Origin of the sequence: Paenibacillus sp. PL2-23 (genome assembly GCF_040834005.1) — a bacterium.
Taxonomy (GTDB): domain Bacteria; phylum Bacillota; class Bacilli; order Paenibacillales; family Paenibacillaceae; genus Pristimantibacillus.
Map to the genome: position 1 here is coordinate 3,875,626 of NZ_CP162129.1, position 12,776 is coordinate 3,888,401.

Genomic DNA, 12,776 nt, shown 5'->3' on the forward strand with positions numbered 1-12,776 from the left:
AATCGGGAGGGACACGCCCATAGAATGGTACAAAGCGCTGGGGGGAACGAAGGTGGAGACAAGCGGGATGACTTATTTTTTGTCCAAGGCGGGTATGGATTTTTTTATCGCGTTCGGGGTCGTGATCGGGGGCTCCATGCTGGCGGGCATCGGCTCCGTGTTTATGCTCATGCCGCCGGCTACAGCTATGCTGGATACGGCGCTGCGGCTGAAGATATGGGCGATCGTGGCCGCCATCGGCGGCTCCATTGATCCCGTCAAGGTCATCGAAAGCAATCTGATGGTGGGGCAGCTGTCGCCGGTCGCGCAGCAGATCTGCTTCATCCTGTTCGCATTTCTCGGCGCCCACATGGGAACCGAGCTTGTCCGGCTAGTGACCAAGGGGGCGCTGTAGCCCATGAGAGTGCCTCCATTCGAGCGTTATGCCCGCGGCATGCAAGCCTTCGGCGTTTTTCTGCTGGGGATGATCGTTGGCGCAATTGCCCTTCATACCTTGTTCGTTGCGCAGTTTCAGGCGCTCTATGAGACTCAGCAGGATCTGGAGGCCAAGCTGGAGGAATACGAGCAGGATCTGGACAAGCTGAACACCTACAGGAACGAGCATACCGTTATCAAGTCCATCCAGCTTCGCTTCGGGAGCGACGACGAGAAGCGCGCGCTGCTGGACAAGGCGACCGAGGACGAGCTGATCAAGCGGCTGAAGGCGGATCTGGGCGCTTTTATCGGGAGAAGCATCTACGAGATCGACTCCGATGCCAAGCTTGCCAGGAAGCTGCTTGGCACGAAGGTGTATACGGACGTGTACGGCAAAGATTATGCCGTGCAATTAAGAACGGTGCTGCTGGCGGAATACAAGCTTCAAATTTGGATGTCTGCGGAGCAGGTCGCCAAGCGCCCCACTTCGTAGCACGGAAACACAAATATCTGTTACAATAGAGGGCGATTCCCACATAGACAAGCAACAGGACCGTATCCCGGACGGGAACGGCCCTTATCGCACTCGAAGGAGCTGTATTAACAAGATGGATCAATTGCTGCAATACGTGCTGTACCCGGCGATCTTGATTACGCTGGCACTCTCCGTTTTCTTCAGCTTCCGGTCGCGGCGAGCGGCTGGCATGCGTGCCAAAGGCATGCATACGGCCAGGTTGAACATTAGCATGGGCTTCCTGCTCATCTTCATTGCGCTCGTCCAGCTGTTCCTGTCCGAGGACTCTACGCTGCGCATCGTAATCGGAGGCATCTTCATCGCGATCGGCGTATTCAATCTGTTCGCCGGACTCCGCAATCTGAGCGTCTACCGCTCCATGAAGCAAACGTCGGAGGGCTAGCAGGACGCCCCGCCGCTAGACGCGACGCCTCTAATAAGGATCGATCATTTGGGCTGTCAGCATCGCTTTCGCTGCAAGCCCCTGACGATCCAGCACCTCAATCTCCAGCTTCGAGAACTTCCGGCTGAGCTCCAGCGGCCTTGGCTTAATGGTAATTTCGCTGTCGATCTGCACCGGCCTCACGTAATAAGACGTCATACTCTCCAGCAGGAAGTCCCTTTTGCCCGTTTCACGAATGAGCCTTCTGGCCGCCTGTGCCATAAGCGTCGACAGCAGTCCCTCCGACGCCATGCCCAGCGCTCCCGACATCTGCGGCGTAATAGAACCCTTGTAGCTGATACCCGCGTCGTCGGGCGCCTTCTCCTCCGACTGCATGAAGCCCGTCCACATGAGATCCTCGAACGTCTCGCCGGATTCCGGCTGCTTGCCGGCGAAGCGCATGGCGTCCAGCACCTCCTGGCGGGTGACAACGCCAAGCAGCTTGCGATGGCGGTCGACGATGGGCAGCAGGTCAATCCCTTCTGCCGCCATTGTGTGTGCGGCGGAGGTAACCGTTATGTTTGGTGCGGCCGTAATGGGCTGCCTCGTCATCACCTTCTCGACGGCCATCTCAGGCGTTAAACCTACGGCATCCTTCGCTGTCATCATTCCGACGACCCGACCCCGCTCATCTACAACCGGGAATCGGGAATAGCCCGTTTCAACGGATAGTCTTGCGAAATCAGCCACCGTTGCGCCGCTCCTCAGCACATCCGCTGGACGGCTAAACGTGACGATATCCTCGATCAGCATGATTTTGCGCTTGATCAGCCGGTCGTACATCGCCCTGTTAATCATGGATGCAACCGTAAACGTATCATGCCTGGACGATAGAATAGGCAGCGACAGCTCATCCGCCAGCTGAATAACCTCAAGACTGGGCTCGAAGCCGCCGGTAATGAGCACACCCGCGCCTTGCTCCAGCGCGCAGCGATGCGCGGATACCCGGTTGCCTACAATAAGCAGGCTGCCCTCATCGATATAGCGCAGCATGGCGTCGAGCTCCATCGCTCCAATAACAAATTTATGCAAGGATTTGTCCAGGCCCTCGACACCGCCGAACAGCCGTCCGTCCACGATCTGGGCCACCTCGCCGAACGTCAGCTGATCAATCGCACCCCTTCGCTTGCGGTCGATCCGCACGGTCCCGATCCGCTCCTTCGTGCTGACCAGACCGGAGGCCTCCGCCTCCTTGAATGCCTTGTAGACGGTTCCTTCACTTACGCCAAGCGACTTCGCAATCGCTCGCACCGAAATTTTGGTCCCGATCTTGAGGCTTTGGATATGCTGCAGAATCTGCTCATGCTTCGTGCCACTCTCATTATCCTGGCTGTGATTGGACGCCAACCTGCTCCTCCTCCTTCTCTATATGTACAGTATAGAGCAAGGCCGTACTTTCCGGAAATCATTATAGAGCAAGGCCGTACTTTCCGGAAATCATTTCCCCCATTGCACTGACTACCAATGATATTCGACCGACTCTATCTTCAGCTCGGCATCCACGGCCTCACCGCTTCTCCCTATGAGCTTCTGCTTCCTGAGCAGCTGCGTAAGTGTGCCAGGGTTGATGCCTGTCTCAGCTCCGCGTACAATAAACTGCTGCCAGTCGTAGTCGATCGGCACTCGGTATTTGACCTTGTGAATCGGATATTCCACAATAACAATTTGTTGCCGGGGAATCGCTTCGTAAACACTCGAGAACAACAAAAATCCGCTTTCGCTGAATGGCCGCTCGATTGGTTCTGTCTCCAGCTGCAAGAAGTATTCTACCGTCTGCGACCGTACATTGACCGTGCAGTTGAACGAGCCGCTGGCTATCGCTCTCTTCACATGCCGATGCGAGAAGCGGTAAGTGAAGGATACCGTAACCTTAACATGGCAATAATAGGATCTAACATTGCGATAAAACTCGAATTCTTCTACCATTTCCCCTCACTCACCTCCTCCCACTTTACCCATTCCACTAGTCTATCACAATTGCATATTTATGTAATTATAATCATGAACACCCTTTTTCGTCAATGACTATAGTCACTATTTTATAACGTTTCTATATAACGTTGTTGCTATAGCGGGAACACTCTATCTTTAGGCTGAGGTGAAAAAATGAGCGACATCGTACAAAGAGTAGGCGAAAATATCCGCATTCTGCGCAAAGCCAAGGGGCTGAGCCAGGAGCAGCTGGCGCTCCGGTCGGATATTAACGCTTCTTATATGGGGCAGATCGAGCGAGGAGATAAAAATCCGACCATCGACGTGCTGGGCAAGGTCGCCGCCGCTCTGAACACCCCTCTTGAGGAGCTCGTGAACCTGCGCGACCTTTCGCCTGTGGACGACAAGGCCAAGGACGACGGGGAGGCAACGCGGTACGCGGAGAAAATCGCTATCCAGCTGCAAGGCTTGAACGTCAGGGAGCAGGAAGCCGTCTACAAATTGGTCAAGCAATTTGTGCAATTTAAGGAATTGCAATAAGAAATCCACTATTGAAGCCTCTCGGTGATGAGCAACCACGCTTATATAGTCAGGATATATCGCCTTAACGAAAATCTAATGTGGCAATTAAAACTTGCTAGAGATGCCTGCCAGACGTACGGAGTCCTGCAAGCTGCATGCGGTAATTGCCAGACTTTATACGCTGGAGCAATCGGAGCTTGCCACTACAGGGGCAGGATACTGGATACTGGATACTTGAGAAGTAATATACTTTTTTACGAGGTAGATAAAAGGGGAGTCAGCCGAAGTGCCACTTTGAACGATATTTCGTTCAAGTTCGGCACTTGGGGCACGCTACTGCGTCACTTTGAACGATATTTCGTTCAAGTTCAGCGCTCGGGGTACGCTACTGCGTCACTTTGAACGATATTTCGTTCAAGTAAAACTCCAACGACTTCTCTAACGGAATTGTCTCAAAATCTAGACTGCGTGGGAATACATCTTCTTGTTTGACGCTTACTTTTGAGATATGATGAGGCCGGGGATACATGGACATGTGCGGCGGGTCGAAACTGCTGTTTCGTTGAATCCAAGAAGTGACGGAAAAAGAACTACCGAGGATTCCAGCGCATTCTGCTTCGAGACCTGACGACGGTAAGTCTACTGATCGGTTGACTTTCGCACGCCCACAATCTACTTAAGAAGGCGGCTACAGGCCAAAAACCAAAAATAGCGGTGCAGGATAGCCCCTCAAGCACAGCTATTTTTCACTTTGATACATTTTCATTGGCTGTCTATTGTGTAATTGTGTCTGATAACCTACTTTTGGGACAGCCTCTTTGGAGAAATAGTTACATCATTCATGCAAGATTTTTTTTGCGACTTCTCGGCAGTCTTCAATAGAATTTGTGAACTCTTTACCGAATGAATATTTAAAAATTTTATAAATCACTTCTGCAATGTAATCCACTGAATCACTAACAGATATTTCCTTCGAAATTTTTTTACACTCTTCTTGATATTCATCATTTAATAAAGGATAAATCTCTACTGGATTCCAATCATTTATTATTTCCAGGATTTTTCTATTCATAATATTTCCTCACTTTAGACCCAAATAAGGATTTAGAAAGTGCCTTGTTTGCATCATCATACTTTTTCTTAGGAATAACAGTAACAGGAGTCCAATCTTAAGCAACAACAGCTGCTCCGTTTTTAGTGAAGAATAAGTGTTTGCTACCTTCAGCCATTTTTTAGTCACTCCCCGTTCTCCCATTCTTTCAAGACCATGAACAGAAACCTTTGACCAATCTATTTTAGTTCCTGGATGTTTTCCAATCATGACGCTGCCACATATCCAATCCCCTCTTGATAACAGCCTTCTTCTTCTTTTGTCCAAAATTCCAAAAATTTCACTTCATTAAAGTCAGTTCTGATTGGTTCATAAAGCCCCATTTTTTCAGGGAGATAACCATATTTCTTAAGAAGATTAAGAATTTCCAGGCCTTTTTGCATTAACGGCTTTAAAATTGTAGTGTGATTACGAAATTAATATTGAATACACTTATTTTACAGTCTTTATTTTCAATAAATCCACTCCAGAAACATTATTCTTACCAAAAAGATCTTTCATTGATTCAGAAATAAAGGTTGATAGCTCATGATCTTTCACTTTAAAAACATCATAACTTTCGATATTTTCCTCATTTAATGCAAACTTTATTACTGAAAGTATTGTTTCTCCATCTATTTTCATTTCACTTACCGTGGATTGATTTATATTCAAAGCATCGACTACTGTCAGTATATTGGCAACAAAGTAGTCCTCTATAATTTTATTTGAATTTTTTTCAATAATACTTGTGCATAAGAATTGAATGTCAGTAACTGATCTCTCAAATATTTTTTTCACTTTTTTTGACACTAACACCCATCCAAGATTATTTGCAATAAAGTCTGTGAGTATATTCCCCTCATTCTCATCAAAATAAAATAAAAATTCAGGTTCTGATCTAATTAATTCCCCTGACATCGGATCATAAACATCGAAATTAAAATTTTCATCTGAATAGCACATCACGTGATTTTCACAATGCTCGAATTCAGTCAACAACTTATAGTACATGAAAATCAACTCCAGTGCTTTTTGGACAACATATCAAGATTTTCTTTGGATACGTTTAGTGTTGATTATTTCCAGTTTCCAAGTGTAAAATTGTCATTGATCTGTTCAATTAGCAACGTATCATTCCAAGTTCCCCATGGAGAGTACTGTACCTCCACATCATCTAAAACTTCCACAGTTTTCCGCATCCAAATTTTATAATCGACAATGTGCCAATAAAGAGTTTTACCTTCATCGTCAGTAATTGGCTCCCTGAATTTAGTAGGTAATTTGAAATGACTGGGTAATTCTGCATTCCAAACAAGTGTTACAATACCAAGCCTTTTAGCAGCTGCTAGTGGGAAGTGAATGAAAAAAGCTTCCTTTTGATTGTTTATTACATCCTCATTAGGATATGAATCCTCTTGATATACGCCAGGCAAGATTCGAATCAATTCGCCGATGATTTCATGTTTGTATACGTACTGAAAAAAAAGCTACACCATCATTAACTGCTATGCTGAATATTTGCCCTATTTGTAATTTGCTCATAACTTCTCCTTCAAGCAATTTGTTTTATTTTTGCATTTTGGCATAAAGGATATGAATCGATGAAGTCGGATAAAGAGCTCTCCATAGCTTTACTGTCCCTTCAAGAACTCGTGTGCCACAACCATCGTAATTAAAGGTAAACTGTTTCTAGATTTCAGCTCCATCAGATTTGAAAGACTGCCGTGCATTTCAAACCAACCAAGCGGTTGTCTTCGTTTTCTTGAAATGTTGATCTTTAAGAACTGGCTTTAACCGCTCAATTAATTCGTCTTTGGATATTTTATTCAATTCATGTCGGACCCCTTTGAAAGTCAATTGTATGAGCATTGTGACATCTAGAGGTTCAAATTAGGCAAAAAAAAATTCCAGTTGACTCTTCCCCATCTCCAGTCAAATACTTTGTTGTTCAACCCAGCGCGTGAGGGACTGCTTTCAACTATCGTTATCAATGTCTCCTTATTTAATAAGTTAGATTCAATTATTTGCAAAATGTCCTAGCTGCTCGCCATCTCGTCAATTTCATTCTGGAGTTAATGGGTACGCGGGCAAGCGCAACCGGAAACGGAATTATCCTCATTTTTTTGCTGCAGCCCAAGCAGAAGAACCTGCCTCCGGCGAGCGGAAGCAGGTTCTTGCTCTTATGCGCGAGCGCCATGCCCTATTGCCGACCGCGAACGATCCGCTTCGCCTTCTCGCCTCCGGCCAGTCTTCGCTCCAGACTGCGCTCTAGGTTCAGCCTCTTCGCGCGCTTGATGCGCGCAAGCTCCCGCCGTTTCTCTTCGCTGACGAACAGCAGCATATTGACGTTAGCCGCAACAATGACCGCCGCGAAGCCCAGCCAGGAATACCAGAACAGGCGGAAATAGGCTCCGGCTCCGCCTTCCTCAAGCCGCATCAGCGCATAGAATACCATGCCCAGAGCTGCCATCAAATAGAGCAAATGCTTCCCCCTTGCCGTCCACCAGCTTGTTTTTGCCATCCAACCTTCTCCTCCTCGCTAAGCCTTGTCCTTCTCTCTATTCAATCTATGAAAGGCGAGTGTCCGCTATGCCAACGGGGGGCTTGCCGAATACAATCACAAACACCTATAGGCATTCATATAATACATTATTTCGTGCATACACCCGACCGCAGGACCTCCTCTTGTTTCGGAAGGAGAATTAAAAGAAATGCTCAAAACGAAAGTAGCCGTACAGGTCATCAGCGCAGATAAGCTGCCGGAGGATACGATCATGTTAGGCGAGAGCTATATCCGATATTGGAAAATACCCCGGGGCCAGCATGTGCGGCTGAAATTCGGCGCATTCCGCCAGTCTGTCAAAATTATACCCGTCGCCAAATTGTTGGGCATGCGAATCAGCCAGTCGCTTGCGGCTAAGATGGGTCTGCCGCATAGCGGAGCCGATCGTCTTCACCTGCGCCTTCACTATAAGCCGGGAACGGGCGTGCTGGCGTTCGGACCTCTGATCGGCGTGCTGGTCAGCCGGGATTTCCCCATGACGCCGGATAAGCCTTTTGGCAACATTACCATGTTCTGCAAGGAGCTGTCTGAGGCTTGCAAAGCGCAGGGAGCCCATGTCTTCTTCTTCACGCCGAATCACATCAGCGCGGATACCAGCTGCGTGCAGGGCTGGATTCACGCGGGAGGCTGGAAGCAGACGACGCTGCCGGCACCCGATGTCGTCAACAATCGTCTAACCACCCGCAAGCTGGAGAACAGCGAGCCGGTTCAGCGCTTCATAAGGGAAACCAAGCAAGCCTATTCCACGATTGTCTTCAACGAAAAGTTTCTGGACAAGACGGAGGTTTTCGACGCGCTGAAGTCCGATGACAGCCTGACCCGGTACCTGCCGGAGTCGCATTCGCTCCGCAGCTACGCCACCCTTCGCACAATGTGCGGGCGATATGCCAGCGTCTTCCTCAAGCCCGTGCGAGGCAGCCTTGGCAAAGGTATTATACGGGTGTCGCGCTTGGAGGGCGAAAGCTACCAGGCGCTGCACGCGACGCCCGCCGGCACACGCAAGACGACCTATGCCAATCTTGCCAAGCTGTACGCGTCGATCTCGGTGAAGATGAAGTCCGTCCGCTACCAAATTCAGCAGGGCTTGCATCTGATCGAAATTCAGAAGCGCCCCGTAGACTTTCGCGCCCTTGTACAGAAAAACGCCAGCGGTAATTGGGTGATCACCTCCATCGTTGCACGTACCGCGGGCAGCCAGCACTTTGTGTCCAACTTGGCCAAGGGCGGCACGCTCAGCACGGTCAGCGCCGCCGTCGCCAAAAGCAATCTCAGCTCCAGCGTGAGCCGAGCCGATACCCCTGGACGGCTGCGCAACGCGGCACTGCAGATTGCGAAGGGCATCGATCAGCATATCCCGGCGCATTTCGGAGAGCTCGGCATCGACCTCGCACTGGATACAAGCGGCAAGGTGTGGCTGCTTGAGGTGAACTCCAAGCCGTCCAAAAACGACAACACACCGCTGACTGAAGGCAAGATACGGCCGTCTGTCCGCATGATGATCCAATACGCCCGCTTCCTGGCGGGCTTCTAAAAGGAGGCTCGCGCCGATGAAGCCGTCCACCCCGCTTGTCTTCGGCATTCTCGCTTCAAGCCATGGGAAGCCAAGTGACGCCGTTTGGCTTCCGGAGCCGCGGCTTTGCCGCGAGCTCAGCTTAGCCTCGGTCGCAGCCGGCGTAGAGACGTATGTGTTCTCCGCCGCTGATTACAAGCCAGGGGCAAGCTCGATTCTTGGCTTGCAATACGTTGGCGGTGAATGGGTGCGCCGGCTCGTCCCGCTGCCCGATATTGTATACGACCGCAGCTTCTACAGAAGCGCGGAAGCGCGCAGAGCCGCGGCTCACGCGCTGGCGAAGCTGAAGGAGCAGCGCCGCTTCCAGCTGCTGAACAGCAAGCTCCCCGGCAAGCTGAGCGTCCATCATGCTCTCGCCGGGGACGCGGCGCTGGCTCCCTATCTGCCGCGAACAGTCCTCTATTCGGAACGCGGACTGAGGGAGCTTCTCCATGCCGCCGGTGGAGATGGGCTTGTGCTCAAGCCCGCTGCCGGCATGCAAGGCCGCGGCATTGTGCGGATAATGCTCGGAGCTTGCGATGACAAGCCCGTGGCGAACGGTCGGACGAGGAGCAATCGTCCATTCCAGCAGACCTTTGCGGGAACAGCGGAGCTGACCCATTGGCTGCGGCGATTCATGGGACGATCGGCATACCTGGTGCAGCCCTGTCTCCGGCTTCGCGACGGCTTCCATCGTCCATTCGACATTCGAGTGCTGATGCAGAAGGATGGCAGCGGGGAATGGAAGCTGACAGGCATGGCGGCCAGAAGAGGCGGCGAGGAATCCCTCACCTCCAATTTGCATGGCGGCGGCGAAGCGCTTCCAGCCCACACCCTCCTGACCGAGAACTTTGGCAAGCTCGAAGCCGAACGTTTAAGGAAGGAAATCCATACAATAAGTGGGCATACAGCGAAACGACTGGAGACCAGCTTCGGCAGATTCGGCGAGCTTGCCTTTGACTGCGGCATCGAGCCATCTGGCAAGCTATGGCTGCTGGAAGCCAACTCCAAGCCTGGCCGGGACGCGTTCCGCCAGATCGGAGATGAGACCGCTCAGAGACTGTCGATTCAACGTCCGCTTCGCTACGCCCGTTATATCATGCACCGTGCAGCGCCAACCTTTGTATCCGCTGAATTCGCATATGACCTCGTACAGCCCGAGCGCCCGGTTGCTATAACCGCAGGGCAGAGGTCCTCAAACGTTCAGGAGGTTCATCGATGAGTTTGACAACTTGTAACGTCCACTTCTCCCAGCAGTCCGATAAAGTGGTTTATTTGTCCCGTTCGTTATACAAGCAATTCAAGCTGGCCGGCCAAAAATCGGTTCGCCTCAAGCTGGGCAATGTCGCCATTACGGCTCCAGTAAAGCTGCTGCGGCGAGCCGGCAATCATCTGTATTTGTCCGCTGGCGTCCGCAATATCATCAAGGTTCCAAAGTCAGGCCTCGTGCATCTGATGAGCACTGGCGAGAACGAGATCCAGCTGGGCCCACTCGTTGGCATTCTGACCGACAACATCCATTCGACAGAAAGCTACCCCTTCGGCTCCCGTTCAGGCTTCATCAAGGAAATCATTCGTACTGGGGCTCGCAAAGCCTATATTTTCGGATTTACGCCAAGCGATATCAATTGGCAGCAAGAGACGGTCAACGGCTATTTCCTCAACCCCCAGGGTGGATGGTACCGCAAGATCGTGCCGCTTCCCGACGTTGTCTACAATCGCCTGCCCAACCGGAAGGCGGAGACGATGCCCTATATCAGCTCCGTCAGGGAACGGTTCGTCAAGCGCAAGATTCCGCTGTTCAACTGGAGCTTCCTGAACAAGGCGGATGTCTACAAGCTGCTCGACAACGACCCCGAGGCGCTTGCCCATCTCCCGGAATCCGTCTCCAATCCGCCAGCAGCCAAGATCAAGGAGATGCTGGAGAAATATCAGTTTGTTTACTTCAAGCCGGGGGGCGGCAGCCTGGGCGTCGGCATCTATAGACTGACGTATCATCCCGTCCGGGGATATTTTGTCAGGTACCGCAGAGGCTCCCAGAATGTGCTGGTTCGTTATTCAAGCTTCAACTCCATGATGAGAATGCTTCAGGCAAGGCTAGGCAGCCGTATCAGCCAATACGTTGCCCAGCAGGGTATCCGCTTGGTCGAGATCGACAAGTGCCAGCTCGACTTCCGCTTCCACATGCACAAGAACGGCCACAACCAATGGGTGCCTGCCGGGATCGGAGCCAAGAAGGCAGGACGCGGCAGCGTAACGACACATGTCAAGAACGGCGGCTCGCTCATGACGCCGGACCAGGCGCTGGGCCGAACGTTCGGCAGTGACGCGCACGCCATTCTGGAGAAAGCGAAGCGGGTAGCCGTGAAGCTGTCCGAGGCGATCGAGCGCAACTACCCTCATCGGCTGGGCGAGCTTGGACTTGACATCGGTATCGATAAATCCGGCGACGTATGGATGTTCGAAGCGAACGCCAAACCCGGACGCTCCATCTTCAAGCATCCCGCTCTGCGTTCGGAAGGGAAGGCTTCCGTCTCTTATCTATTCGATCATTGTCTGTATTTGAGCCGGTTCCAGGGAGGAAACGCTCAATGAATGAGCCTGTTCAAGAAATTAAGCAGCTCAAGGAGCCGACGAAGAAGCCAACCATTCTCGCCATACTCACAACCGACGATCCGAACGGCGACTTTCGCGGCAACCGCCATAACTTTGCCGATCTGATTCGCACCGGTCAATCCATGGGCTTTCTAGTGTATGTGCTAACCGCAGGCAACTTGCTGTTCCGCCGCAAAATGCTGCGCGGGTACGTGTACCACACAGAATCAAAAAAGTGGCAGAAGCAGCTCATGCCATTTCCAGATATTATTTATAACCGCATTCCGCACCGCGAGGACGAGATGCAGCCATTCGTCAGGCAGAAGATTCAAGCCTGTCGCAAGCATACACGCGTCATGCTGTTTAATCCGTCCTTCTTCAATAAATGGGACCTGTTCGAATGGCTGCGCAGATCAAGAACGACTCAGCCTTATATCCCCACAACCAGACGGCTGATGAGCGTCAGCAGCCTGGGCAGGCTGATCCGCAAGCATCCGTACCTCTACTTGAAGCCCGTCAGCGGCAAGGCCGGCAAAGGCATCATGACCGTACGGCTGCATGGCGGCAAAAGCTTGCCGTATCGCTTGAAGATTCAAGAGAACCGGAGCAGCTCCACCTATAATTGCTCCACGCTGGAGAAGCTGTGGGCGCGCATTCAGAAGGAAAGCGGCGGCGAAGCCTATATTGCCCAGCAGGGCATTCCGCTGGCCTCCTATAACGAGAGACGGTTCGATCTGCGCGCGCTTGTGCAGAAGAACCGGAGAGGGCTCTGGGAACTGACAGGTCTGGGGGCCAGAATGGCCGGAGCGTCCAGCATTACGACCCATGTGCCTCGCGGAGGCAAGATCGAGGATCCCGAGAAGCTGCTTACGTATTCCTTCGGCGCCGAGCAGGCTCATAAGCTGCTGCAGAAAACCTCGTCGGCTGTGCTGCTGATCGCCAAGCAGATTGAACGAGCCTCGCGCCAGCGGCTAGGTGAAATGTCGATGGATCTTGGCGTAGACGATAACGGGAATATATGGTTCTTCGAAGCCAACTCCAAGCCTATGAAATTCGATGAACCGCATATCCGCCAGAAATCGCTGGAGCGAATATTCCATTATGGGTCGTATCTCGCCCGCAAAAAAAAGAAAAAAGCAGGAGGCGTCTGAC

At 51.4% G+C, this 12,776-nt stretch carries 15 protein-coding genes; 8 read left to right on the top strand and 7 right to left on the bottom strand.

Going from position 1 to position 12,776, the window contains the following annotated elements:
- Nucleotides 1–67 precede the first annotated feature (67 nt).
- The 3 genes from AB1S56_RS16970 (at nucleotide 68) to AB1S56_RS16980 (ending at nucleotide 1,331) form a co-directional block, all read left to right on the top strand.
- The gene (locus AB1S56_RS16970; protein WP_340868509.1) at nucleotides 68–394 is read left to right on the top strand and encodes a YtrH family sporulation protein; all 327 of its coding nucleotides are present in this window, start codon (nucleotides 68–70) and stop codon (nucleotides 392–394) included.
- A 3-nt stretch (nucleotides 395–397) separates the two neighbouring features.
- Complete coding sequence (locus AB1S56_RS16975; protein WP_340868085.1) at nucleotides 398–907, top strand: hypothetical protein; 510 nt, start codon at nucleotides 398–400, stop codon at nucleotides 905–907.
- Between the two features lie 115 nt (nucleotides 908–1,022).
- Nucleotides 1,023–1,331, top strand: coding sequence for a YtpI family protein (locus AB1S56_RS16980; RefSeq protein ID WP_340868087.1), 309 nt, complete (start codon nucleotides 1,023–1,025; stop codon nucleotides 1,329–1,331).
- 30 nt (nucleotides 1,332–1,361) lie between these two features.
- On the opposite strand, the gene AB1S56_RS16985 is transcribed toward AB1S56_RS16980, so the two are convergent.
- Both AB1S56_RS16985 and AB1S56_RS16990 read right to left on the bottom strand, forming a co-directional pair.
- On the bottom strand, nucleotides 1,362–2,717 hold the full coding sequence (locus AB1S56_RS16985; RefSeq protein WP_340868089.1) for a DRTGG domain-containing protein: 1,356 nt from the start codon (nucleotides 2,715–2,717) through the stop codon (nucleotides 1,362–1,364).
- A gap of 111 nt (nucleotides 2,718–2,828) precedes the next feature.
- On the bottom strand, nucleotides 2,829–3,296 hold the full coding sequence (locus AB1S56_RS16990; RefSeq protein WP_340868091.1) for a hypothetical protein: 468 nt from the start codon (nucleotides 3,294–3,296) through the stop codon (nucleotides 2,829–2,831).
- A 180-nt stretch (nucleotides 3,297–3,476) separates the two neighbouring features.
- On the opposite strand from AB1S56_RS16990, the gene AB1S56_RS16995 reads away from it, so the two are divergent.
- Complete coding sequence (locus AB1S56_RS16995) at nucleotides 3,477–3,842, top strand: helix-turn-helix transcriptional regulator (protein ID WP_340868093.1); 366 nt, start codon at nucleotides 3,477–3,479, stop codon at nucleotides 3,840–3,842.
- A gap of 817 nt (nucleotides 3,843–4,659) precedes the next feature.
- Here the strand turns inward: AB1S56_RS16995 and AB1S56_RS17000 are convergent.
- The 5 genes from AB1S56_RS17000 to AB1S56_RS17020 all read right to left on the bottom strand — a co-directional run bounded on the left by AB1S56_RS17000 (nucleotide 4,660) and on the right by AB1S56_RS17020 (nucleotide 7,438).
- Nucleotides 4,660–4,896, bottom strand: coding sequence for a DUF1871 family protein (locus tag AB1S56_RS17000; RefSeq protein ID WP_340868094.1), 237 nt, complete (start codon nucleotides 4,894–4,896; stop codon nucleotides 4,660–4,662).
- A gap of 245 nt (nucleotides 4,897–5,141) precedes the next feature.
- Nucleotides 5,142–5,318, bottom strand: a complete 177-nt coding sequence (locus AB1S56_RS17005) for a hypothetical protein (protein ID WP_340868095.1) — start codon at nucleotides 5,316–5,318, stop codon at nucleotides 5,142–5,144.
- Between the two features lie 49 nt (nucleotides 5,319–5,367).
- Nucleotides 5,368–5,928, bottom strand: coding sequence for a DUF1629 domain-containing protein (locus AB1S56_RS17010; protein WP_340868096.1), 561 nt, complete (start codon nucleotides 5,926–5,928; stop codon nucleotides 5,368–5,370).
- Between the two features lie 65 nt (nucleotides 5,929–5,993).
- Nucleotides 5,994–6,362, bottom strand: coding sequence for a hypothetical protein (locus AB1S56_RS17015; protein WP_340868097.1), 369 nt, complete (start codon nucleotides 6,360–6,362; stop codon nucleotides 5,994–5,996).
- Nucleotides 6,363–7,117: 755 nt separating this feature from the next.
- Nucleotides 7,118–7,438 (bottom strand): hypothetical protein, encoded by a 321-nt coding sequence (locus AB1S56_RS17020; RefSeq protein ID WP_340868098.1) that lies wholly within the window; start codon nucleotides 7,436–7,438, stop codon nucleotides 7,118–7,120.
- Nucleotides 7,439–7,628: 190 nt separating this feature from the next.
- On the opposite strand from AB1S56_RS17020, the gene AB1S56_RS17025 reads away from it, so the two are divergent.
- Genes AB1S56_RS17025 through AB1S56_RS17040 form a run of 4 tightly spaced genes read left to right on the top strand, consistent with a single transcriptional unit; the run spans nucleotide 7,629 to nucleotide 12,775 of the window.
- Nucleotides 7,629–9,011 carry a YheC/YheD family protein gene (locus AB1S56_RS17025; protein WP_340868100.1) on the top strand — a complete coding sequence of 461 codons (1,383 nt, stop codon included), beginning with the start codon at nucleotides 7,629–7,631 and terminating at the stop codon, nucleotides 9,009–9,011.
- A 16-nt stretch (nucleotides 9,012–9,027) separates the two neighbouring features.
- Nucleotides 9,028–10,251, top strand: a complete 1,224-nt coding sequence (locus tag AB1S56_RS17030) for a YheC/YheD family protein (RefSeq protein ID WP_340868101.1) — start codon at nucleotides 9,028–9,030, stop codon at nucleotides 10,249–10,251.
- Entirely contained in the window at nucleotides 10,248–11,624 is a 1,377-nt protein-coding gene (locus AB1S56_RS17035; RefSeq protein WP_340868102.1) for a YheC/YheD family protein, read from the top strand. Before AB1S56_RS17030 ends, AB1S56_RS17035 begins: the two co-directional genes overlap by 4 nt.
- Nucleotides 11,621–12,775, top strand: a complete 1,155-nt coding sequence (locus AB1S56_RS17040; protein WP_340868103.1) for a YheC/YheD family protein — start codon at nucleotides 11,621–11,623, stop codon at nucleotides 12,773–12,775. Before AB1S56_RS17035 ends, AB1S56_RS17040 begins: the two co-directional genes overlap by 4 nt.
- Nucleotide 12,776 lies beyond the last annotated feature (1 nt).